The following is a 22,927-nucleotide window of genomic DNA, read 5'->3' as shown; positions in this document are numbered from 1 at the left end:
CTATCTCCTGTTGAACTCGGGCGACGCCAGAACCATCGCGATGGCGTGGTTGGTGTTGGGTGCCTGAGCAATCACGTCCCTGGTATTCTGGCCCGCCGCGTCCCCGAGCGCCGCATCGAGAAATGTGCCGGGATCGCGCCTCTGGCCGAAACGGCCGGCCATCAGCCGCGCCCAGGCGATCCGCTCGCTCAGCTGGCCCGGCGACAGCCAGACACTCGCCAGGTCGGCATAGCCGGCCGGGCTCGGTGGCTGCCAGATCGGCTGGTCCATCCGCTGGAGCGCGGCAAGCGTCAGGTCGTTGGCGCGTGCGGCACGTTGCTTGGCATCCTCGCGGGCAGCCGTGCTGCTGGCCATCTTCAGCGCCTTTCGCATCGGTCCGTCGTCTTCCTGCTCATCGTCGTCCATCTCGTCCAGCAACCGGGAGAGGTCTTTATCGGAAATGTCGACGGCTCGGAATCCGGACACGACGAATTCGAACGGACGCTTGATCTTCTCTCCAGGATCGCTCCAGGCACGGGGATGATTTAGCATGGCACGATAGACGGCCTTCAGATCGCCCTCGGTTTCAGCCCAGGCTGCCGTCATCGCGGCAACCACATCCGCCGGGGGTTCGTCGGCAACGAAGTGGATCACCAGTTTTCGGCAGACATGTTCCGCCGTCATCGGGTTCAGCGCCAGATCCTCGAGCATCCGCAAATGGTTCTGGCTCCCCGCCTCGTCGTCCTCGTAAACCTCTCCGAGCAGGCTGATCGAGGCGCCTTCGGAAATGCGTGGACGATAGACGACTTCGAGAGCGCGGCGATCGACCGACAGTCCCGTCAGGATCAGCGCGGCGGCCCGGACATCCTCCTGGGTATATCCGCTCCCCGCGCCCAGCGTGTGCAGTTCCAGCAGTTCGCGGCCAAGGCTTTCGTTCACGGCACGCCCGCCCGGCCGCCCCGCGGGGGCGTCCATGCCGGCACCATCACTCTGGTCGAGATAGATCAGCATCGCGGGATGCAGCATGGCGGCTTTCAGCAGGTTCGCGAACGACCCGGCCAGATTGGGACGGATCGCCTCTGCCTCGTACAAAGGCACGACCATCCGCATCGGCAGCGACTTGAGCGCGCTGGTGGAAAAATGGTCCGTCCAGAACGATGCCAACCGTTCGTGAAACCCGAAGGGCGACAGGATCGCCTGCGCCAGCCGCGCCATCGCATCCTGCCGATAGATCTGCAGCGCTTCCTTCTGGGTTTCCTTGCGAATGCTTTCGTTCGGCTTGCCGTCCTTGGCCGCCTTCGCCTCGGCCGCCCGCAGCGACATCACGCGAGACGCAGTCTCGCGGCGGCCACCCGCTCCCTCGCGCGGAAAACGCGGCTTCCGCTTTGCGGCCTGATCGAGCTGGGCCAGCAGAGCCTCGGCATCGCGCGGCGGCTCTTCTCCGGGACGCAATCCGTACCCGTAGCGAATCGCTGCCAATGTCGGTCTCGAAATCGCCATCCGGCCACTCCTGTTTCAGTCCCCCAGAGTCGGAGACGAATGTGTCCGAAACGAAAGACAATTACGGCCATTTCGCGACCCGGACGATTTGCCGCCAGCCAACCGCGGTCTGGGACCGAAGAACCTCGGAAGTGGCCCCTCTAAACGATTTCGACATGCCTCGGCAAGAATGCCATCAGCTGCGATATCGCCAACGACGGCTCGCCTGTCCAGCCACGGTCGATACAACATTCTGTCATCCGGTTACTTCACGGCGTGGGGATGTGAGAGACGCAGCCCACGCTATGCATCGTATAACTGTGGACAATGGTAGCCTTCGGGATTTGCTGGAGACCGCGCCAAAAGCACAAACCACCCCGTTGCCCTTTTGTACTCATTTTCCCACTCTTCCCCCTCTTCACTTTCCGCCGTGCCGCCTCCATATTCGCCGCATGGCCAGATCTACGAAAAAATCCCCCTCCTCCAAGCCCAGCGGTTTCGAGGAATCCCCGCAATCGTCGTTTGAAGGCGCGCCGCTGGAGGGGAATGTCTCGGACTGGGTGAGGCAGCTGGAATCCGATGCGGAAATGTCCGGCGTCGAGACCCAGCGCGAGATCGCCTCCAAGGCCGGCAAGCATCGCAAGAAGATCGAGATCGCCGCCCGCGAGGAGGCCATCAAGGCCGCCGCGAAAGACACGCCGAAAACCGCCAAGCACACGACCTCGTCGAAATCGTCCCGCGGCACGTCGATGGGCGGCTCGTCGGATCCAAAAACCCGTGCCGCCGCCGGCCTCAACCCGGTCGCCGGCATGGACGTGTCGCTGGAAGAAGCCGAACACCTCGCCACCGGCGCCGTCACCGCCACGGTGGAGGCCCTGTCGGCGCTGATCGAAAGCGGCAACCCGCTGTTCAAGGACGGCAAGATGTGGACGCCGCACCGTCCCCACCGTCCCGAGAAATCCGAAGGCGGCGTCACCATCCGCATGGCCTCGGACTATCAGCCCGCCGGCGACCAGCCGACTGCCATCAAGGACCTCGTCGAGGGCATCAACAACAACGAACGGTCGCAGGTTCTGCTCGGCGTTACCGGCTCCGGCAAGACGTTCACGATGGCCAAGGTGATCGAGGCCACCCAGCGCCCGGCCGTCATCCTTGCGCCCAACAAGACGCTGGCGGCGCAGCTCTATTCCGAATTCAAGAACTTCTTCCCCGACAACGCGGTGGAATATTTCGTCTCCTACTACGACTATTACCAGCCGGAAGCCTATGTGCCGCGCTCCGATACGTTCATCGAGAAGGAATCCTCGATCAACGAACAGATCGACCGCATGCGCCACTCCGCCACCCGCTCGCTGCTGGAACGCGATGATTGCATCATCGTCGCCTCGGTCTCCTGCATCTATGGTATCGGGTCCGTCGAGACCTACACCGCCATGACCTTCCAGATGGCCGTGGGCGACAAGCTCGACCAGCGCCAGCTTCTGGCCGATCTCGTGGCCCAGCAATACAAGCGCCAGGACATCAATTTCATCCGCGGATCGTTTCGCGTGCGCGGCGATACGATCGAGATCTTCCCGGCCCACCTTGAAGATGCCGCCTGGCGCATCTCGATGTTCGGCGACGAGATCGATAGCATCACCGAGTTCGACCCGCTCACCGGCCACAAGACCGGCGACCTGAAATCGGTCAAGATCTACGCCAACTCCCACTATGTGACGCCGCGCCCCACCCTCAACGGTGCCATCAAGTCGATCAAGGAAGAGCTGAAGCTCCGCCTCAACGAGCTCGAAAAGGGCGGCCGCCTGCTGGAAGCGCAGCGTCTGGAACAGCGCACCCGCTACGATATCGAGATGCTCGAGGCGACCGGCTCCTGCGCCGGCATCGAGAACTACTCGCGCTATCTCACCGGCCGCACCCCCGGCGAGCCGCCACCGACGCTGTTCGAATATATCCCCGACAACGCGCTGCTGTTCATCGATGAGAGCCACGTCTCCGTCAGCCAGATCGGCGGCATGTACCGGGGCGACTTCCGCCGGAAAGCGACGCTCGCCGAATACGGTTTCCGCCTGCCGTCGTGCATGGACAACCGGCCGCTGCGTTTCGAGGAATGGGATGCGATGCGCCCCCTCACCGTCGCCGTGTCGGCAACGCCGGGCAACTGGGAAATGGAACAGGCCGGCGGCGTGTTTGCCGAACAGGTCATCCGCCCGACCGGCCTGATCGATCCGCCGGTCGAAGTCCGCTCCGCCCGCAGCCAGGTCGACGACGTGCTCGGCGAGATCCGCGAGACCGCCGAAAAAGGCTACCGCACCCTGGTCACCGTGCTGACAAAGCGCATGGCCGAAGACCTCACCGAATACCTGCATGAACAGGGCGTGCGCGTCCGCTACATGCACTCGGACATCGACACGCTGGAACGCATCGAGATCATCCGCGACCTGCGCCTCGGCGCCTTCGACGTGCTGATCGGCATCAACCTCTTGCGCGAAGGTCTCGACATTCCCGAATGCGGCTTCGTCGCCATTCTCGATGCCGACAAGGAAGGTTTCCTGCGCTCGGAAACCTCGCTCGTCCAGACCATCGGCCGCGCCGCCCGTAACGTCGATGGCAAGGTCATCCTCTACGCCGACAAGATCACCGGCTCGATGCAGCGCGCCATGGACGAAACCGCCCGCCGCCGCGAAAAGCAGGTCGCCTACAACACCGAACACGGCATCACGCCTGAATCGGTCAAGGCTCGCATTTCCGACATTCTCGACAGCGTCTATGAACGCGACCACGTCCGCGCCGATATCTCAGGCGCATCCGGCAAGGGTTTCGCAGACGGCGGCCACCTCGTCGGCAACAACCTGCAGAGCCATCTCAACGCCATGGAGAAATCCATGCGCGACGCCGCAGCCGACCTCGATTTCGAAAAGGCCGCCCGCCTGCGCGACGAGATCAAACGCCTCAAGGCCTCAGAACTCGCCACCATGGACGACCCGATCGCCCGCGAGGAATCCAAAGCCCAGGAAGGCGTGCGCCGCAGCGCCGAAGCCACCCGCACCTCGCTGGGCGGTGGCAAAGGCAAAGCCGCCAAGGCCGGGGACGAGGCATCACCCTCCTACTTCGCCAAACCCTCGCTCGACGACATGGGCCCGGGCACAGACACGGCCACCCCGCTGTTCCGCCGAAACTCCCTCGACGAGATGACCGTCGGCCGCACCGAAAAACCCGCCCCCGGCGCCCTGCCGGAACGCCCACCGGAAACGATCAGCACCAAGAAGCGCTTCTCGCCGCTGCTTGAAGGCCAGCCGGAACGGGGCGAAGGCAAGGACGACCCGCGCCCCATCGTGCGCGGCAAAGTCGGCGCAGGCAGCTACGAGGATGCGACCGATGCCAAGCAGCAGAAGCGTCGGACCAAGGGCAAGACGGGACGGCCGGGTCGGTAGCCATCGACATCACGGCTCTGAATAGGTAGCCGTCACTCGCCCTCAGGAACCAAGGAAACCACCTCCCCCTTGAGGGGGGAGGTCGCCGCAACGCGGCGGGGCCCGCCAAAACCCCAAACCATCACCCCACCCCGGACCTCCGGTTCGACCCTCCCCCTCAAGGGGCGGGTAATGAAGGTCTGCGCCGGGAGTTACGAGGATACTGGCGACGCCAAGCAGCAGAAGCGGCGGACCAAGGGCAAGACGGGACGGCCGGGGCAGTAGGCACCGGCATGACGGCGCCAAATAGGCAGCGGTCACTCGCACCCGGGCATCCCGGAAAACACCTCCCCCTTGAGGGGGGAGGTCGCCGCCACGCGGCGGGTGGGGGTGACCCGCCAAAAGAGGGGCCGGCCGGGACTATAATTCCGCCAAACGCAGCCTATCCATTTTCCCCGGTTGAAAAGGGGAGAAGTGACGGCAGGAGAGTGACGGAATGCCAATGGATCTTAAATTGAATAGGTGTTGCGTGGCTTGCCAAGACCATTGACGTTACAACTACATACAAATGCCGATCCGCCGTAACGTCGAAAATCAGAGCTTTCCATTCAGTTGGAGTTCCCGAATACTTTCCAGCAGAACTTCAAATAGATCCAGTTGAACACCGATGTCTTTCTCTCGGTTAATTCGCCACCTAACGTAAAATAAAAATGATGGCTCAACTATATAAAGACTATCTTCGTTAGGCATCCACTCTAGGAGCTGGAAATTTCTTTTGTCCTGGAACTTTTTCAAGGCACCAAATGTGGAATTAAGTGATGCAGCCGGCGGACGTTCTTCGGCTGTCAGTCTCATTTTTGATAGCCTTTTGTTGACCTCAGATCTCGTCATGGAGAATGTGATAGGATCCATGTTGAAACAGGCCAATATCAGTTCATAGGTTTTATATTTTCTATTCTTCTCTTTTGGCCCACGTATGAGAGTCCGATAATAAACCGAAAATTGCGAATACTTACCATTTGCAACCTCGGTGAATGCTAACGTTACATCAGAAATTCTTAACTTTGAAACACGCTTAGCTTTAATATCTTCGACAACCTCAACCCCTTTAGAAAGGAGAGCCTGAAGACACACCTGCTGAACGATTATCGGAAGTCCCACTGATTCGACGCATATCCGATCTCTTGCGTCGTCGTCGACCTTGATACCTAGGTGCCCAAAACCCTGGTCACAGATTTTCTTCAGATCTGTGATTGCCCATTGCGCAATATCAATCTGAGCAATGCGACCAATTAGGTCCTTGTTGCTTGCTGCAATATCTATTGCCCTATGCGTAGTGCCAAGAATGAGGATTGTAATATCATTGTCGACAAAACGCTTCCATTGTTGAAACAGAAGTACCTTTTCGCCATCACTTAAATAATGAAAATCTTCGATGACAAGTACAAAATTTGTTTTATTTAGTACAGGTATTAACAAATCCGGAGAGGGTTCCATGAGAATTCTCTCTCGGGCAACTGCTTCGGTAAAGTCTTGACCAACGGTTCCAGAGATCCGTCCACTCACCTCACCTAGCCACTTCCAGCCAAATTTGGTCGCGACCTCTGCTACACCAGCGATCTTACTCGTCCTTGTTGTTGCTATGGATTTAACATTTTCGAAGTTTATAGCCGCTAACGCCTCCTTCCAAATTTCGGAGCACTTCCTTTCGGCCGTGCATTGAACCACCAAAGGCTCTTGGCCTCTCTCAGCCAATACTCTTTTGTAAAGCGTTGATTTTCCAGTTTTAGATGGGCCGGTTATCAAACAAAGCTGCCCCCTTTCATCAAGGTAGTTATTTAGCTTCTTTTCATAATGACCCGATTCGCGAGGAACATAAGTTATTGTCGGCTGCCCAGTTGACCGAAATACTTCAGCTATTTTCACTTCGACTCCTAAAGGTCGCTGTCGCTTGCGTTGTCTCGAATCAACAAGACTGAAATGGCCAGCTTGATCGCGTCAAAATATGACTCAAAATTTCGTTGCACGCCAGCCAAGCAGCCTTCGCGGCCAAAAGCTATTATTGACCTAAGAACGCCCCACGATCCTGCCCTCAACACAACGCACCACCCACATTCACCCTCCATCAACCCCTTCCATGCGATACCTTCTTCACAACGAAGATGGAGCACAGCCACGATGATTGGCTTCAAGAACACCCACAATCAGCCCGTTTACGTCAATCAGGCTCAGGTCCTTTACGTCACCACCTATGAGGAAGACGTCTCGGTGATTGCGCTGGCGGTCACGGGTGCCGGTGGCAAACCGGTGACGATCCATGTTCGCGGCAGCGTCGATCTCGTGCAGTCAAGACTGGCCGGCACCGCGCCGCGCTGAGCGGCAGCTTTTCGCGCCGAGGGCGCAACGCCCGCATTTCCGGTCCTTAGAAGCGCCTCGATAACAGCGCTCTTGTTTGCGCTGCGGCGATTTTTGACACACCGACCCGCTAAATTTCAATGACTTAACGCATGTTACATCCTCACGGATTTTTTCCGCGCCTATAATGCTGCGTTCCGTCGCGGATACACCGGGAGGCGTCCCGGCGAGGCGGAACCGGCGCGGGTCATGGGGAAAGGACGCAAAACCCCATGCTCCGGGTCCGCGGAAAATGGTCTCCCTCCGGCGACACGGGGGAAACAGGCGGGTCACGGACCGACCGCCGGTTTCCGATGCCCGAAAGAGCGCGCCGGATGTGCCTGTGCGGCACACAAGGTGGCCCGCCGGGTGGTTTCGCCGGATTCCTGATCCGTCGGAAACACCGGGAAGCTGGCGGCGAACAACCGCCCGGCCGGGTCATTGCAGAGAGACCGGAGTCGCGGGCAAAAACCGCCGAACGGGGTGCCGAAAGGTGTCACCCACTACTTTCTATATCGAGGCAGCTTCCGGCGCCCCGTCCGAATTTTCCATCCCTCGATCGCCAAGGCACACGTCTGCCCTGCGCAGGCGGACCATCCGAAACCGGACAGGAGAAGCACCATGTCTCTCGAAATCACGGAAATCGAGACCCATCTGGCATGCTGCACGGCAGAGATACTGGCCTTTCCGCAGGCCTGCCTCCGGCGCGAATGCCGTCGCGCCAACCGATGCTTGCATGTCAATATAGACACCGGCGCCCCTGCCTGTCTGATCAATTTCGGCCCCGAGTACCCCGAAAGCTTTACCCTGATCTACCTCATCGCGCTTGCCGCCCGCGCCGAACTCGGCCGGCACGGCATGATGTTCGCATCGCCCTCCGCCAGCGAGCGTGAATTGCAGGATGCCTGTGTCGAGGTCGCCCGAAACGCCCTACCGGACGAAGATGCCAAGCGATGGATGGCGGCCTACCGGGCCCGCGAAAAACTGCCCCCGCCAACCCTGCCGTAACGCGGACCGCGGGTAGAAACAGCCCCGCCGGGCCGAGACAGGCGGCGCGAGGCGAGCGGCTTACAGCGCCCGCTCAATCGCCTTCGCCGCCTGCCAAAGCTCCTCCATCCGCTCCAGCGTCGCGGCCTCCAGCGTCTCGCCTGATTTATGAAGTTCCGTCTCGATATGGCTGAAACGTCTCCGGAATTTGGCATTCGTCCCGCGCAGCGCCGTCTCCGGATCGGCGTCCACATGGCGGCCGATGTTGACGAGGGCGAAGATGAGGTCGCCGAGCTCGTCGGACACTTTTTCGGGCTGTCCGGCCGCCAGGGCCTCGCGCAGTTCGGCCACTTCCTCCTCGATCTTGTCGAGGATCGGGCCCGGTTCCGACCAGTCGAACCCGACGCGGGCCGCCTGCTGCTGCAGCTTCACGGCTTCGCTCAGCGCCGGCTGGGCCCGGTGCACGCCGCCGAGAAAGCCGGATTTGGCAGTGTCGGTCGTCCCGCGCAGCGCCCGCCGCTCGGCCCGCTCGCGCTTCTCCTCGGCCTTGATCGCATCCCACTGCAGCTTCACGGCGCCCGGCGTATCCGCGTCGGAGCGCGCAAACACATGCGGATGCCGGCGGATCATTTTGGTGGTGACGGCCTCGACCACGTCGCCGAAGGCAAACGCACCGGCCTCCTCCGCCATCCGCGCATGGAATACGACCTGCAAAAGAAGGTCGCCCAGTTCCTCGCGCAGATCGTCCATGTCATGCCGCTCGACCGCATCGGCCACTTCGTAGGCCTCCTCGATCGTATAGGAAATGATCGTCTCGAAACTCTGTTCGAGATCCCACGGGCAACCGGTCACCGGCGTGCGCAGCGCCGCCATGATCTCGATCAGGCGGGAAATATCCTTCGAAGCATGCATGCCGAAATCCTTGGCCTTCAATTGAGCGGTATCGTGTTGTCGGCCTTGCCGGCCTGATAGCTCTGGGACAGCAGCTGGTAGCGCTGCCGGATCCGCTCCGCCCGGGCCTTCAGGTCCTGCCGGATGCCATCGTCCTCTTCGGCCTCGACCAGATCGCTGATGAAGTAGGAGTTCCAGAACGCGTTGGCGCGACGGTAGCCGCCCGGCTCCAGCCCGAACACCTCCTTCAAGATCTTCAGGTCATGCGGAATGGCAAACGCATCGCGGCTGTCCTCGTGGCTGAAGAACGAGTAGAAATTGTCGAACCCCGCCCAGGTAATCGCCGACATGCACATCGTGCACGGTTCGTGAGTCGAGAGGAAAATCAGATCCTTGGCGGAAAGTCCGGAATCAATCTCGTAGAAGCGCTTCAGCGTGTGCACCTCGCCATGCCAGAGCGGATTTTCCAGCTCGTTATTGGTCTCGGCAATCACCAGCGAAAGATCCGACTTGCGCAGGATCGCCGCTCCGAACACCTTGTTGCCGGCGGCAACGCCCGTTTGGGTCAGAGGCAGGATATCGTGCTCGATGACATCGAGAAGTCGGGAAGCAATGGTCATGGTGCACTCATCTCCCAGGTCTGCCGCAGAGCGAACTTGTACGGTTGTAGGGTTATGGCCGTGCAGGGCTGCACACAGTGAACGGAAGGTTGGCGGTGGCTTTTGCTCAAGAAGCGAGCGAACGGGAAACAGAAATACCGGGCGCCCCGGCCTTTTGCACATCCATTTCTTCAATTATGCCACCGTATTGTGGATATTCGGGTTCACATGATGCAGGATAATCGCATGTCTCAGAGCCTTCAACGCCTGTCGGTCTTCCCGGCGTTTTTTCGCGTGCGCGGAAAAAACGTTGCCGTGTTCGGCATCGGCGACGAGGCCTATGCCAAGGCGCGGTTGATCGCCAACACAGACGCGACGATCCTCGCCTATGCGGATGATCCGCAAGCCGATTATGCCGCATGGCTCGCCGAGCACAAGATCGAGCCGATCCGCGAAACCTTTGCCGCCGGTCAGGTCGTAGGCGCTACGCTCGTGTTTGCCGCAACGGGCGACCAGGCGCTCGACCAGACCATTGTCATTGCTGCCCGCGCGCAAGGCATTCCGTCCAACGCCGTGGACCAGCCCGATCACTGCGACTTCTTCACGCCGGCGCTGGTCAACCGCGCCCCGCTCGCGATTGCCATCGGCACCGAAGGTGCAGGTCCTGTTCTCGCCCAGATGATCCGCGCCCGCATCGATCAGATGCTGTCGCCGTCACTCGGAAGACTTGCCTCGCTTGCGACCGACTACCGCGATGCCGTCGAACGCGCCGTCCCGCGCGGCGTCTCGCGCCGCATCTTCTGGCGCCGGTTCTTCTCCGGTGATGTTGCCGATGCCGTCGACGCCAATGATCATACCGCCGCCCGCCGCGCCGCAGACGCTCTTCTCTCCGTCACCGGCAAAGCCGAAGGCAAGATCTGGCTGGTCGGAGCAGGTCCTGGCGCCGAGGATCTCCTGACACTGCGGGCCCAGCGCGTGCTGATGGAAGCGGACGCGATCGTCTACGATGCGCTTGTTCCGCAAGTGATTGTCGATATGGGCCGCCGCGATGCGGAACGCCTTTCGGTCGGCAAGCGCAAGAACTGCCATTCCAAGAGCCAGGACGAAATCAATCGCCTGCTGGTCGATCTCGGTCGCCAGGGCAAGCGCGTCGTGCGCCTGAAAAGCGGCGATCCGCTGGTCTATGGCCGCGCCGGCGAAGAAATGGCAGCCTTGCGTGAAGCCGGCATCGCCTATGAGATCGTCCCCGGCATCACCTCGGCCTTTGCCGCGGCGGCCGATTTCGAACTGCCGCTGACGCTCCGCGGTGTCGCCTCGTCGCTGATCTTCACCACCGGCCATGACCTTGCCGGCAAAGCGCTCCCGGATTGGGCAAGCCTTGCAATCTCCGGCGCCACCATTGCCGTCTATATGGGCCGCACGGTTGCAGCATCGGTTGCAGAACGGTTGATGCAGGCCGGCGTCTCGCCGCTCACCACCGTCGCCGTGATCGAGAATGCCAGCCGCACCGACCGAAAGCTGTTCCACGGGGTGCTGAAGGAACTGCCGGCGCTGGAGGTAAGGGACGATCTCGACGGCCCGGTCATGGTGATCATCGGCGAAGCCGTCGCTGGTGCGAATTTTGAGAAGTCCGAACCGCTTTCCGCCTTTGCAAGGACGGAAGAGCGGGCAAGCATTGGAGTGGAATAATGGCCGACAAGGTTCTGACTGCCAACCGCCTATCCGATGGCATCGCCGTATGGCTCGATGCCGCCGGCCGCTGGACGGAAAACCTACAGGACGCGCTCGTGGCGCGCCATGCGGAAGCCGTCTCCTCTCTGGAAGCGATCGGCAAGCGTGACTTTGCCGAAAACAAGGTTGTCGACGTCAATGTCATCGATGTCGAGGAAACCGAAGGCAGGCTGTGGCCCACGCGTCTTCGCGAGCGCATCCGTGCACAGGGCCCCACAATGGATTACGCCGCCGGCTACAGCCACGCCGATCCGGCATTCATCGCAGTCTGATACCGAGAGTTCAGGAACATCATGTATCGTTACGACGAATTCGACCACGCATTTGTATCAGGCCGCGTGGAGCAGTTCCGCGATCAGGTGGAGCGTCGCCTGTCCGGCGCGCTTGCCGAGGATGCGTTCAAGCCGCTGCGCCTCATGAACGGCGTCTATCTCCAGCTGCATGCCTATATGCTGCGCGTCGCCATCCCCTACGGCACGCTGAATGCAAAGCAGATGCGGATGCTGGCGCATATCGCCCGCAAGTACGACCGCGGCTACGGCCATTTCACCACCAGGCAGAACATCCAGTACAACTGGCCGAAACTGTCCGACACGCCGGATATCCTGGCCGAACTCGCGACTGTCGAAATGCATGCGCTGCAAACGTCCGGCAACTGTATCCGCAACGTCACGGCCGATCATTTCGCAGGCGCTGCAGCCGATGAAGTGGCCGATCCGCGCCCTTACGCGGAAATCCTGCGCCAGTGGTCGTCGGTCCATCCGGAATTCTCGTTCCTGCCCCGCAAGTTCAAGATCGCCGTGACCGGCGCCGAGCGAGACCGCGCCGCGATCCAGGTGCATGACATCGGCCTGCACCTCAAAAAGAACGACAAGGGCGAGATCGGCTTTGCCGTCTATGTGGGCGGCGGACAGGGCCGCACGCCGCTGATCGCCAAGAAGATCCGCGACTTCCTGCCGGAAGAGGATCTCCTCTCCTACACGACCGCCATCATGCGCGTTTACAATCTCAACGGTCGCCGCGACAACAAGTACAAGGCCCGCATCAAGATCCTCGTGCACGAAACCGGCGTCGAGGAACTGACCCGTCAGGTAGAGGAAGAGTTCTCGCATCTGCAGGGCACCGAGCTGAAACTGCCGGAACGGGATATCGAGGCGATCACCGCCTATTTCGCGCCGCCGTCTCTGCCGAACCGCGCCGAGGGCTGGAAGGAACTCGCGAGCTGGAAGCGGCAGGACGAAAACTTTGCCCGCTGGGTGGATCAGAACGTCCAGCCGCACAAGCATCCGGACTACGGCATGGTCACCATCTCGCTGAAGCCCATCGGCGGCATTCCGGGCGACGCGTCCGACGTGCAGATGGATGCGATGGCCGATCTGGCCGAAGAATTCGGCCATGACGAAATCCGCATCAGCCACGAGCAGAACGTCATCCTGCCGCACGTGGCGCTGGCCGATCTCGAGCCGCTTTATCGCGCCCTCGCCGCCCACAATCTGGCAACGGCAAACTCCAACCTGATCACGGACATGATCGTCTGTCCCGGCTTGGATTACTGTGCTCTGGCGAACGCCCGTTCGATCCCGGTCGCGCAGGAGATCTCTACACGCTTCGGCTCCCCGGAGCGGCAGGCGGAAATCGGCGAGCTGAAGATCAAGATCTCCGGCTGCATCAACGCCTGCGGCCACCACCATGTCGGCCATATCGGCCTTCTGGGCGTCGAGAAGAAGGGCACCGAGCTCTATCAGATCACGCTTGGCGGTTCTGCCGACGAGAACACGTCGATCGGCGAAATCATCGGCCGTGGCTTCGAGCCGTCGAAGGTGACGGACGCGATCGAAACCATCGTCAACACCTATCTCGGCCTCCGCCAGGGTCAGGAAGAAACCTTCCTCGCCGCCTATCGCCGGGTCGGACCGCAGCCCTTCAAGGATGCGCTCTACGGTGACGCGAAGGCGGAGGCTGCGTGATGGCAAAGATCTGGAGAGAGACCGGCTTCGTCGCCAACGACCCCTGGGTCATCGAGACGGAAGAGGTAAAGGCCGAGGGCGAGCAAAAGCCTCTGCTTCCGCTGGCCGAATTCATCGAGAAGGCGGAAGGCAGCAACGATGTCGGTCTCGGAGTTCTGATCAAGCCCGCCGACGACGTCCGGAAGCTTGAGCCCTATCTCTACCGCATCGAGCTTGTGGCGGTGGAGTTTCCGGCCTTCAGCGATGGCCGCGCTTTCAGCCACGCCTCGCTGCTGCGCGATCGTCTGGCCTACAAGAACGAGTTGCGCGCCGTGGGCGATGTCCTTATCGACCAGGTCCCGCTGATGCTGCGGTGTGGCATCGACAGCTTCGCGGTCACCAACGCAACGGCGCTGCAGCGTCTGGAGGAAGGCCGCCTGCCCGGCATTGACGTTCACTACCAGCCGACGGCGCGTCCTGCGGAGCCAGGCGAAGGCTATAGCTGGCGCCGCCGCTCGGTGCCGGCTTGAAAAGCTGACCTCAGAAGACATATTTTCTAAGCGATCGGCCAGAAAGCGCGGCCGATTGCTTCATAAGCGCGGCTCGATAGTGTATTTCGCTGCTGCGAAACCAATCTGACCGAGTAACGGACGAGACTATGAACGCACCTGCCAAGACCGAAGAGTTTGCCGTGAAGATCCCGGATGGAGTCTACGCCGAAACCGTGCTTTCGGTGGAGCATTTCACGGATCATCTGTTCCGCTTCCGCATGACACGTCCGGCAGGCTTCCGCTTCCGGTCAGGCGAATTTGCCATGATCGGCCTGATGGTCGGCGATAAGCCGATCTACCGCGCCTATTCGATTGCCAGCCCCTCCTGGGACGAAGAGATTGAAATCTTCTCGATCAAGGTTCCGGATGGCCCGCTGACATCGCATCTGCAGGCGATCAAGCCGGGCGATACGGTTCTGATGCGAAAGAAGCCGACAGGCACGCTGGTGCTCGACGCGCTGACGCCTGGCAAGCGTCTCTACATGTTCTCGACCGGCACGGGCATTGCTCCGTTCGCAAGCCTGATCCGCGATCCGGAAACCTACGAGAAGTTCGATGAGGTCATCCTGACCCATACCTGCCGCGAAGTGGCGGAGCTGAAATATGGGTTCGACCTGATGGAGGAGATCCGCAATCACGAGTTCCTTTCCGAAGTCGTCGGCACCAAGCTGAAGCATTATCCGACCGTCACCCGCGACGCGGCGTTCCCGTATCAGGGCCGCATCACGGACCTGATCGACAATGGCAAGCTGTTCACCGATCTCGGCGTGCCGCCGCTCGACCCCGCTGTCGACCGCGGCATGATCTGCGGCTCGGCTGCGATGCTGAAAGACACCAAGGAACGGCTGGAAAATGCCGGCCTGACCGAAGGTGCCAACAACAAACCGAGCGAGTTCGTCATCGAACGTGCATTTGTTGGATGATCTTCTGAGATATCGGTTTAAAAGACAGGCCTAATGATTTGATTATGTATGCCGCGATCCCCGAACTAAGCTGGGAATCGCGGCATCTCTGTTTCAGCCGATCGACTTCTGCGATGGCGCGATTTCCTTGTGGTAGATCGCGAAGACGGCCACGGCGATCAGCGCGACGCCGCCCCCAACGAGATGCGAGACCGCATAGCCTCCCTGGCTAACCACATAGCCGGCAACGACGTTGCTGAGCGATGCGCCGAGGCCCTGGACCGTCATCAAGCTCGCAAAGCCGACATTGAAACGGCCTGTACCCTTGAGGATGCGTTCCACTGCAACCGGTGTGACGATGCCAAGCAGCCCGGCACCGACGCCGTCGAGGATCTGGACGGGCCATACCACCCAAAAACCGTCAAAGCTGCCGGCGATCAACCCGCGGATCGGCAGCGCTGCAAGCCCGATCGCAAGCGTCGCGGCAAGGCCAAGCCTTCGGATCAGGAACGGCGTCACGACCGCGACAGCCACCATCGAAAGCTGGGCAATGCCTGTGATGATCGCCGTGGTCCGGAATGGTGTTCCGAGTTCGATGGCGAACTGCTGGGCGATCAACCGGCTCATCGGCGCGTTGCCGAAATGGAAGATCATCAGGATCAGTGCAAGCAGAATAAGTCCCCGGCTTTTCAGAAGCACACTAAAACCGGATGGCGCCTCCGCCGCGCTAGCGTCTGCTCCGCTGCCGTCGTTCGCCGCAAGTCCGCGGGCGACCTTGTGATCGATGCGATCAGGATCGATCATTGCGACTGCCGCAAGAGCACCGAACGCCGTCGCGATCATCAGCCAGATCATGCCACCCTGGCCGAACAGCGAGATGATGACATAGACGGCAAACAGCGAGGCGAAATTGCCTGTGTGGTTCCAGAACTCGTTGCGAGCGATCTGTTGCGAAAACAGCTTCTCGCCGACGAGACCCAGCGTCAGGCCGGCCAGTGCCGGACCGATCACGGCGCCGACGACGGCGGTCCCGATCTGACCGATCCAGACAATTGCCGGATTGGGGGAAAGAAGCGTCACCAGCGCTGCAGCGGTGACCACCACGACCGGAATGGCGACGAGCGCCCGTTTCCACGACGTTCCATCGACCAGCGCCCCGCAAAGCGGCGTGGCCGCCAGTCCGATCAAACCACCGACTGTGGCGATCAGGCCGAGTGACATCGATGACCAGCCTTGCGTCGCAAGGAAAGCATCAAGAAACGGCCCGAGCCCATCACGCGCATCGGCTAGAAAGAAATTGAGGAGGCAGAGCGCCGCCAGAGATCGGTCGGAGAAGATGCGCGGTGGATTGCCACCCGCAGAATGCGGAACAACGGATGATGTCATCAGGAGCGAACCTTAGCTGGAGAGCGCAGCCTAAATGCATCCGCCAAGCTTTGGTTGCTTCCGCCCCCCGTGAATTACGCGTAAACCCTATTTAATACTCAAATATTGTCAGTGTGTTAGCTTCGCGCCACGAAGATGAATACGTATCACAATGGAGCGTTACTGGACTGGCGTTTTCCGACATAGGTTCACAAAGCGAATTACCATCCGTATGGAGGGAAATACGCTCCCGCGAACCTCCGCAGCAGCTACAGGGAATAAAGAAGGAGCGTCTTACCGCTCCCACTCTTCCTTGTCCGGCTTTGCGCCGTTCCCGAGCCTGCGCTCCAGTTCAGAAGCCTGCCGATCCGTGAGTTTGACGACCAGCGTCACCGAGCCGTCCTCATTGTCCTCACGCTCGCTCACCACGGCATTGCCGTAGACCCAGGAGACGAGAGCCAGCTTGTCGGCAGGAATCACAATCTCGGCTTCGGTCAGAACGCCGGAAAGCCGGTTCGAGACTTCATCAAGCAGCGCGTCGACGCCTTCGCCTGTGATCGCCGAGACGGCCATGATGTTGGCGCGCCCCTGCGCACGCTCAAACAGCGCGTCGTGGCTTTCCGGGTCGAGCCGGTCGATCTTGTTCCAGACCTCGATGATGCGCTTTTCGCTCTCCTTCTCATCGATCCCGAGATCGGCGAGGATGCGCAGCACATCGGCCGACTGGGCGGCGTTGTCCGGGTCCGACATGTCGCGCACATGCAGCACGAGATCGGCTTCCAGCACCTCTTCCAGCGTCGCACGGAAGGCGGCCACAAGGTGGGTTGGAAGATCGGAGATGAAACCCACCGTATCGGACATGATGACCGTGCGGCCATGCGGCAGCTTCATCCGCCGCAGCGTCGGGTCGAGCGTCGCAAACAGCATGTCCTCGGCCAGAACGCCGGCGCCGGTAATGCGGTTGAACAGCGTCGACTTGCCGGCATTGGTATAACCGACAAGCGCCACGATAGGGTGCGGCACCTTGCGGCGTTTGGCGCGGTGCAGCTGGCGGGTCCGGACGACCTGTTCAAGCTCCCGCTCGAGCTTGATGATCTTGTCCTGCAACTGCCGTCTGTCGGCCTCGATCTGGGTTTCACCGGGACCACCCATGAAGCCCGCACCACCGCGCTGGCGTTCAAGGTGGGTCCAGGACCGAACGAGACGGCCCTTCTGGTAATTCAGGTGAGCGAGATCGACCTGCAGCGTGCCTTCCTTGGTGGAGGCACGGCGGCCAAAAATTTCCAGAATGAGGCCGGTGCGGTCAATGACCTTGGCGCCCCATTCCTTTTCGAGATTGCGTTGCTGGACAGGTGTCAGCGGATGATCGACGATGACGAGCCCGGCATCCTTCTCGTCGAGAAGTGCCTTGATCTCTTCGATCTTGCCGGTGCCCATCAGCGTGGCGGGCCGCGGCTGACCGACGGTTACGATCATGCCTTCGGCGATCTCGAGATCGATCGCACGGGCAAGGCCGGTCGCTTCTTCAAGACGGGCTTCGTTGGATCGCTGCGGCGCGGCAGGTCTTGAGGGCGCAGGCGTGGCTGTCGCCTCACCCTGCCCGCTGCGTGCCCGGCTCTGTTTCAGCACAGGCACGATGACGACAGCGCGCATGTCGTCCCGGTGCTTTTCGGCTTCCGGGACTATTGATTCGTTCGAGGTATCGCGATTGGAGATTCTATCGATCCTTAAGCAGCGTTTTCTTCTGTCTCGAACATCTGCATCGGCTGGCCCGGCATGATGGTGGAGATAGCGTGCTTATACACGAGCTGCGAGTGTCCGTCACGGCGTAGAAGCACACAGAAATTGTCGAACGAGGTTACGACGCCCGTGAGCTTCACCCCGTTGATCAGGAATATCGTCAGGGAAATCTTCTGTTTGCGGACTGTGTTGAGAAACAAATCCTGCAGGTTCTGAGAACGTTCCGCCATAGCGTCGCTTCTTTCTTTCTTGCCGGTCATTGCCGGAAGCTGATCAAAATTTCTAGAGTTGAGCGGGAAACGCCCTCGTGTTTCCCTTCCCCTGACAGTGTGGTTATCAAATCGCCGTCTTCTCCGCAATCGCGAAAAAAGCGTCCCTTATATCGCCGGAGACGGTGCCCGGATGGCCGTTCGCGACGGGCTTACCATCGACCTCGACGACCGGAACGCAAATGCCGGTTGCGGATGTCATGAAGGCTTCGCGGGCGCCATGCATTTCGTCCACGGAGAACTCCCGCTCGACAAAAACCAGGCCGAGCTTTGCCGCAACATCGATCGCCGTGGTGCGGGTGATGCCCTTCAGGATCCCGTGCTCCGCCGGCCGCGTGACGAGCTTGCCATCCGGCGTGACGATCCAGGCATTGGCCGACGCACCTTCCAGCACCATGCCGTCGCGCGTCACGAAGATCGCGTCATGGGCACCCACATCACGGGCCTGCTGCTTGGCAAGAACGTTGGGCAAGAGGCCGACAGTCTTGATGTCGACTCGATCCCAGCGGTTTTCAAGGAGCGTGATCACCTTGATGCCGGTCGTGTATTTCTTGGCAAGCAGAGACGGATCGGTGCTTTTGGCGGTGATCGTGATGGTCGGAGCCGTGCCCTCCGGCGGGAAGAAATGGTCCCGCTTCGCCGCACCGCGCGTCACCTGCATGTAGAAGATGCCGTTGCGAACACGGTTGCGGCGCAGCACCTCCCGGATGACGAGGGTGAGCGCCGCGCGGCTCATCGGCTGGACCATGCGCAACTCGGACAGCGACCGGTCAAGCCGGTTCAGATGCCGCGTCAGGTCAACGATCAGCCCGTCCCGGACCTCGCAGACTTCGTAGACACCATCGGCGAACTGGAAACCGCGGTCCTCGATGTGAACCGCAGCCTCGGAGTGCCTGACATACTTACCGTTGACGTAAGCTATACGCATGGTGATCCCTTACACTCCCAGCGACTTCAGTTTCCGGTGCAACGCCGAGCGCTCCATGCCGACGAATTCCGCAGTTCGCGAAATGTTGCCGCCGAAGCGGTTGATCTGCGCGACGAGATAGTCGCGTTCGAACATTTCGCGTGCCTCACGCAGGGGCAGCGTCATGATGTGGACATCGCCCTTCGATGAGACTTTCGGCAGCATGTCGCCGAGATCGGGCGGCAGCATATCCGCAGAGATCGCCGTATCCGGACCGTCGGTGCGGGCAAGGATCATCAGCCGTTCGATATTGTTGCGCAGCTGGCGGATGTTGCCCGGCCAGTCATGCGCCTGCAGGACCGCCATGGCATCGTCACCGATCTTGCGGGCGCGGATGCCCGCCTGCTCGGAGATCTGGCGCATGAACATGTCGACAAGGAACGGAATATCCTCCCGCCGTTCGGCCAGCGCCGGCACCTTGACTGGCACGACAGCGAGGCGGTGATAGAGATCTTCGCGAAACGCCCCTTCGGCAATCAGGCTCTCGAGATTGAGGGCGGTCGACGAGATGATGCGCACATCGACCTTCACCCGCTTGGAACCGCCGACGCGCTCGAACTGCTGATCAACAAGCACGCGCAGGATCTTGTTCTGCGTCTCGCGCGGCATTTCGCCGATCTCGTCGAGATAGAGAATGCCGCGATGCGCCTCTTCCAGCGCGCCGATCTTGCGCGGCTGGCCCGGCCCGCCCTCGGTCCCGAACAGCGCGATCTCCATGCGGTCAGGCGTGATCGTCGCGGCGTTGAGCGCCACGAAAGGCCCCGTCACGCGCGAGGACTTCTTGTGGATCATCCGTGCCACAAGCTCCTTGCCGGAACCGGAAGGGCCAAGGATCATGATGCGGCTGTTGGTGGGCGAGACCTTCTCGATCGTCTGGCGAAGCTGCGACACGGCAACCGACGTGCCAACCAGTTCGGCAGCATCCCCGGTACGGCGCTTCAGCTCGGTCACTTCGCGCTTCAGCTTGGAGTTTTCGAGCGCCCGCTCGGCGATCAGGATCAGCCGATCGGCCTTGAACGGCTTCTCGATGAAGTCGAAGGCACCGCGCTTGATGGCTGATACCGCCGTCTCGACATTGCCGTGACCGGAAATCATGACGACAGGGAGGTCCGGATGACGGGACTTGATCTCCTCGAGGAGCGCGAGCCCATCGAGCCGTGATCCCTGCATCCAGATATCGAGAAAGACGAGCCGTGGCACACGGTCGGATATCGTCGCAAGCGCGCTGTCCGCATCGTGGGCCGTTCGCGTTTCATGGCCCTCGTCGGACAGGATCCCGGAAACGATGTCGCGAATGTCGGCCTCGTCATCGACGACAAGAATATCAGATGCCATATGCCAGTTCCTTATCGTTATTATCTGTGTTGGGCTTTGCCACCCGCTCGACATGCGGCAGCAGCACCCGGATCATGGCGCCCTTGCCATAATCGAAATCGTGAGGGGCATCGTGCAGCTCCAGCTGTCCGCCATGCTCCTCGATGATCTTCTTGACGATCGCGAGGCCAAGGCCCGTGCCCTTTTCGCGCATCGTCATGTATGGCTCGAGAATACGGTGCCGGTTCTCGGTCGGCAGTCCGTTGCCGTTGTCGATGATATCGACGACGAACGTGTCCCGGCCTTTTTCAAGCGCTGCGCGGACCATGATCTTGCGGCCGTCGCGCTGCTGATCGCTCGGCACCGCCTCGATCGCCTCGACAGCATTCTTGACGAGGTTTCCGAAAGCCTGGCCCAGCATGCGCGCATCGAAAAGACCTTTCAGCGGTTGGTCTCCGAGCTCGCGAATGAAGTCCACATGTGTCTCACCCATTTCGCGCAGGAAGATGGCATCGCGCAGGATATCGCGCAGGTCCGCATCTTCCTTGGCCGGCTTCGGCATGCGGGCAAACGATGAGAATTCATCGACCATGCGGCCGATATCGCCCACCTGGCGCACGATCGTATCGGTGCACTGGTCGAACACGGCCCGGTCGCTGGGGTCGATCTGCTTGCCGTAGCGGCGCTTCAGGCGCTCGGCGGAAAGCTGGATCGGGGTGAGCGGGTTCTTGATCTCGTGCGCGATACGCCGCGCCACATCCGCCCAGGCGGTGGAACGCTGCGCAATGACGAGATCGGTAATGTCGTCGAGCGTGATGACATAGGCATCCTGCGGCGAACGCTGCTCTTCACGGGTGACCTGCACGGACAGCGTCCGCTCGGTGCCGTTGCGCATCAGGTTGACCTGCTTGCGGAAATCCCCACGCGAGCGGGCGGTCGCCTCGGTCAGTACATGGTCGATTTCAGGCGCGACGTCATCCAGCGTCTTGCCCATCAGCTCCTCGGCAGGCGCACCGAGAAAGTCTTCCGCCGTCGGATTGACGATGGTGATGCGGCGGTCGGCCTCGACGCCGATGACGGCAGCGGTCACGCCCGACAGCACGGCCTCGATAAACCGGCGGCGGTCGTCGACCTCGTCCTTGGCCTCGAGAATTTCATCGCGCTGGCTGCGGATCTCGGAAATCATCTTGTTGAAGGTGCGCGACAGGCTGCCCACGTCGCCGTCGACGGTGCGAACCGGGACGACCACGTTGAGATTGCCGGTCGCGACGCTGTCTGCCGCACTGATCAGCAGCCGGATCGGCCGCACGATACGGTCGGCGACCGCGATGGCGGCCCAGATGGCGGCCAGAAGCACGATCAGCGCAAAGCCGAGATAGAGCACGGCGAAGGCGACCTGCAGCGACATGCGGCCCGCTTCCATCGCCTTGTATTCGGCGGTGTTCTCCTCCATCAGCCGCATCGCGTTCATCACGCGCGGATCGACGGCCCGGATCGTGTAGAGAAAGGCGCCCGGGATCGTATCGATCTTGATGACGGCGCCAACCAGGTTGGTGATGCCGGGCGGGATCAGCGTCGGTTGGCCGGACGCGGCACTTTTCAGCGCATCCTGCGGAATGGCCGGAAGCGGCTTTTCCGTCTTGATGTCGGCTTGCGCGACCGCCTGGCCATCTTCCTGAACCAGGAAGGCGCCGAGCAGACCACGGCCCCGCGCCTGACGGGTCAGAAGATCGATGAAACCGGTGCGGTCGAGATAATACATCGCCCGGTTCCGCTCGAGGTCGTTCGACATCGAGACGGTCTGGCCCTGAAGGTAACTTGCGTTCTCCATCATATAGGCTCGTGCAACGTCCTGCGACGACTGCACGATCGACTGCGTGCGAAGCGAAAACCAGCGATCGAGACCGACGCTCAGCGTCAGGCTGGCGAAAATCGCAACCAGCACGGCGGGCGTGATCGCCACGAACGAGAACAGCACGACGATGCGCACATGCAGACGGGCCGCCGCACGCCCACGACGTCTGGCCTTTACCAGTCGTCCGACCTCTCTGCCGATCAGGTAGACAAGGCCGAGAATGAACAGCGAGTTGATCGCGGCGGACGCGATCACGACATTGGTCGTCGGCGCGACCGGCGTCACGCCCAGCAGCACGAACAGCGTCAGTGTGGCGCAGATCAGTGCACCACCGGCAAGAAGCAGGCCCGGCAGCGCGAAGGATGCACGCCGATCGTGGACTACAGCTGCCGGCTCCGTTTCGGCCGACTGCGTTGCAGCGCCATCCGTCATCGTTAAAACCCCGGCCTTCGTGGCGTGGCCGGTGCGGATATCTCATCCGGACGCAGACGCCAGTCATTCATTTGCAACGAAAACTCGCGCTGCTCGGGCCGAGCCTGGAGGCTCAG

Annotated in this window: 18 protein-coding genes; 8 read left to right on the top strand and 10 right to left on the bottom strand. The window is 60.9% G+C overall.

Annotated elements, in window-relative coordinates; translation table 11 throughout:
• On the bottom strand, positions 1–1,479 hold the full coding sequence (locus BLW69_RS06725; RefSeq protein ID WP_092660744.1) for a DUF1800 domain-containing protein: 1,479 nt from the start codon (positions 1,477–1,479) through the stop codon (positions 1–3).
• Between the two features lie 431 nt (positions 1,480–1,910).
• On the opposite strand from BLW69_RS06725, the gene uvrB reads away from it, so the two are divergent.
• Entirely contained in the window at positions 1,911–4,889 is a 2,979-nt protein-coding gene (uvrB, locus tag BLW69_RS06720) for an excinuclease ABC subunit UvrB (protein ID WP_092660742.1), read from the top strand.
• 573 nt (positions 4,890–5,462) lie between these two features.
• On the opposite strand, the gene BLW69_RS06710 is transcribed toward uvrB, so the two are convergent.
• A complete protein-coding gene (locus BLW69_RS06710; protein ID WP_139283809.1) occupies positions 5,463–6,794 on the bottom strand; it encodes an AAA family ATPase in 1,332 nt (443 codons plus the stop codon).
• 252 nt (positions 6,795–7,046) lie between these two features.
• Between BLW69_RS06710 and BLW69_RS06705 the strand changes: the two genes are divergently transcribed.
• Both BLW69_RS06705 and BLW69_RS06700 read left to right on the top strand, forming a co-directional pair.
• Positions 7,047–7,244: a hypothetical protein gene (locus BLW69_RS06705; protein ID WP_092660736.1), complete on the top strand. Its 198-nt coding sequence runs from the start codon at positions 7,047–7,049 to the stop codon at positions 7,242–7,244.
• Positions 7,245–7,883: 639 nt separating this feature from the next.
• On the top strand, positions 7,884–8,270 hold the full coding sequence (locus BLW69_RS06700) for a hypothetical protein (RefSeq protein ID WP_092660734.1): 387 nt from the start codon (positions 7,884–7,886) through the stop codon (positions 8,268–8,270).
• Between the two features lie 60 nt (positions 8,271–8,330).
• Here the strand turns inward: BLW69_RS06700 and mazG are convergent, their stop codons facing one another.
• Together mazG and BLW69_RS06690 are read right to left on the bottom strand one after the other, a co-directional pair.
• Positions 8,331–9,161: a nucleoside triphosphate pyrophosphohydrolase gene (mazG, locus tag BLW69_RS06695; protein ID WP_092661116.1), complete on the bottom strand. Its 831-nt coding sequence runs from the start codon at positions 9,159–9,161 to the stop codon at positions 8,331–8,333.
• A gap of 17 nt (positions 9,162–9,178) precedes the next feature.
• The gene (locus tag BLW69_RS06690; protein ID WP_092660732.1) at positions 9,179–9,760 is read right to left on the bottom strand and encodes a nucleoside deaminase; all 582 of its coding nucleotides are present in this window, start codon (positions 9,758–9,760) and stop codon (positions 9,179–9,181) included.
• 225 nt (positions 9,761–9,985) lie between these two features.
• Here BLW69_RS06690 and cysG point away from each other — a divergent pair, with 225 nt between their 5' ends.
• The 5 genes from cysG to BLW69_RS06665 all read left to right on the top strand — a co-directional run bounded on the left by cysG (position 9,986) and on the right by BLW69_RS06665 (position 14,890).
• A complete protein-coding gene (gene cysG / locus BLW69_RS06685; protein ID WP_092660730.1) occupies positions 9,986–11,428 on the top strand; it encodes a siroheme synthase CysG in 1,443 nt (480 codons plus the stop codon).
• A complete protein-coding gene (locus tag BLW69_RS06680; RefSeq protein WP_092660729.1) occupies positions 11,428–11,742 on the top strand; it encodes a DUF2849 domain-containing protein in 315 nt (104 codons plus the stop codon). Before cysG ends, BLW69_RS06680 begins: the two co-directional genes overlap by 1 nt.
• A 21-nt stretch (positions 11,743–11,763) precedes the next feature.
• A complete protein-coding gene (locus BLW69_RS06675) occupies positions 11,764–13,437 on the top strand; it encodes a nitrite/sulfite reductase (protein WP_092660727.1) in 1,674 nt (557 codons plus the stop codon).
• A complete protein-coding gene (locus BLW69_RS06670) occupies positions 13,437–13,946 on the top strand; it encodes a DUF934 domain-containing protein (RefSeq protein ID WP_092660725.1) in 510 nt (169 codons plus the stop codon). The genes BLW69_RS06675 and BLW69_RS06670 overlap by 1 nt, the downstream gene beginning before the upstream one ends.
• A 128-nt stretch (positions 13,947–14,074) precedes the next feature.
• On the top strand, positions 14,075–14,890 hold the full coding sequence (locus BLW69_RS06665; protein ID WP_092660723.1) for a ferredoxin--NADP reductase: 816 nt from the start codon (positions 14,075–14,077) through the stop codon (positions 14,888–14,890).
• Between the two features lie 93 nt (positions 14,891–14,983).
• Here the strand turns inward: BLW69_RS06665 and BLW69_RS06660 are convergent, their stop codons facing one another.
• The 6 genes from BLW69_RS06660 to BLW69_RS06635 all read right to left on the bottom strand — a co-directional run bounded on the left by BLW69_RS06660 (position 14,984) and on the right by BLW69_RS06635 (position 22,811).
• A complete protein-coding gene (locus tag BLW69_RS06660; RefSeq protein ID WP_092660721.1) occupies positions 14,984–16,255 on the bottom strand; it encodes an MFS transporter in 1,272 nt (423 codons plus the stop codon).
• A gap of 273 nt (positions 16,256–16,528) precedes the next feature.
• A complete protein-coding gene (gene hflX, locus BLW69_RS06655) occupies positions 16,529–17,959 on the bottom strand; it encodes a GTPase HflX (RefSeq protein WP_092660719.1) in 1,431 nt (476 codons plus the stop codon).
• A gap of 2 nt (positions 17,960–17,961) precedes the next feature.
• On the bottom strand, positions 17,962–18,204 hold the full coding sequence (gene hfq, locus BLW69_RS06650; protein ID WP_007757453.1) for an RNA chaperone Hfq: 243 nt from the start codon (positions 18,202–18,204) through the stop codon (positions 17,962–17,964).
• A gap of 106 nt (positions 18,205–18,310) precedes the next feature.
• Positions 18,311–19,171 (bottom strand): D-amino-acid transaminase, encoded by an 861-nt coding sequence (locus BLW69_RS06645; protein WP_092660717.1) that lies wholly within the window; start codon positions 19,169–19,171, stop codon positions 18,311–18,313.
• Between the two features lie 9 nt (positions 19,172–19,180).
• A complete protein-coding gene (locus tag BLW69_RS06640) occupies positions 19,181–20,545 on the bottom strand; it encodes a nitrogen assimilation response regulator NtrX (RefSeq protein ID WP_062456399.1) in 1,365 nt (454 codons plus the stop codon).
• On the bottom strand, positions 20,535–22,811 hold the full coding sequence (locus BLW69_RS06635) for a sensor histidine kinase NtrY-like (RefSeq protein WP_092660715.1): 2,277 nt from the start codon (positions 22,809–22,811) through the stop codon (positions 20,535–20,537). The genes BLW69_RS06640 and BLW69_RS06635 overlap by 11 nt, the downstream gene beginning before the upstream one ends.
• Positions 22,812–22,927 lie beyond the last annotated feature (116 nt).

This window comes from Rhizobium sp. NFR12 (assembly GCF_900108545.1).
Taxonomy (GTDB): Bacteria; Pseudomonadota; Alphaproteobacteria; order Rhizobiales; family Rhizobiaceae; genus Neorhizobium; species Neorhizobium soli.
The sequence above is the reverse complement of the archived record's forward strand: the minus strand, read 5'-3'. Positions and strand labels throughout refer to the sequence as shown.

What these genes read in the sequence shown, in the direction of transcription:
- BLW69_RS06660 (WP_092660721.1), bottom strand. Translation starts at nt 16,255, where the DNA reads ATGACATCATCCGTTGTTCCGCATTCTGCGGGTGGCAATCCACCGCGC.
- BLW69_RS06675 (WP_092660727.1), top strand. Translation starts at nt 11,764, where the DNA reads ATGTATCGTTACGACGAATTCGACCACGCATTTGTATCAGGCCGCGTG.
- BLW69_RS06725 (WP_092660744.1), bottom strand. Translation starts at nt 1,479, where the DNA reads ATGGCGATTTCGAGACCGACATTGGCAGCGATTCGCTACGGGTACGGA.
- BLW69_RS06635 (WP_092660715.1), bottom strand. Translation starts at nt 22,811, where the DNA reads ATGACGGATGGCGCTGCAACGCAGTCGGCCGAAACGGAGCCGGCAGCT.
- BLW69_RS06680 (WP_092660729.1), top strand. Translation starts at nt 11,428, where the DNA reads ATGGCCGACAAGGTTCTGACTGCCAACCGCCTATCCGATGGCATCGCC.
- BLW69_RS06640 (WP_062456399.1), bottom strand. Translation starts at nt 20,545, where the DNA reads ATGGCATCTGATATTCTTGTCGTCGATGACGAGGCCGACATTCGCGAC.
- mazG (WP_092661116.1), bottom strand. Translation starts at nt 9,161, where the DNA reads ATGCATGCTTCGAAGGATATTTCCCGCCTGATCGAGATCATGGCGGCG.
- uvrB (WP_092660742.1), top strand. Translation starts at nt 1,911, where the DNA reads ATGGCCAGATCTACGAAAAAATCCCCCTCCTCCAAGCCCAGCGGTTTC.
- BLW69_RS06690 (WP_092660732.1), bottom strand. Translation starts at nt 9,760, where the DNA reads ATGACCATTGCTTCCCGACTTCTCGATGTCATCGAGCACGATATCCTG.
- BLW69_RS06700 (WP_092660734.1), top strand. Translation starts at nt 7,884, where the DNA reads ATGTCTCTCGAAATCACGGAAATCGAGACCCATCTGGCATGCTGCACG.
- hfq (WP_007757453.1), bottom strand. Translation starts at nt 18,204, where the DNA reads ATGGCGGAACGTTCTCAGAACCTGCAGGATTTGTTTCTCAACACAGTC.
- BLW69_RS06665 (WP_092660723.1), top strand. Translation starts at nt 14,075, where the DNA reads ATGAACGCACCTGCCAAGACCGAAGAGTTTGCCGTGAAGATCCCGGAT.
- BLW69_RS06705 (WP_092660736.1), top strand. Translation starts at nt 7,047, where the DNA reads ATGATTGGCTTCAAGAACACCCACAATCAGCCCGTTTACGTCAATCAG.
- BLW69_RS06645 (WP_092660717.1), bottom strand. Translation starts at nt 19,171, where the DNA reads ATGCGTATAGCTTACGTCAACGGTAAGTATGTCAGGCACTCCGAGGCT.
- BLW69_RS06670 (WP_092660725.1), top strand. Translation starts at nt 13,437, where the DNA reads ATGGCAAAGATCTGGAGAGAGACCGGCTTCGTCGCCAACGACCCCTGG.
- cysG (WP_092660730.1), top strand. Translation starts at nt 9,986, where the DNA reads ATGTCTCAGAGCCTTCAACGCCTGTCGGTCTTCCCGGCGTTTTTTCGC.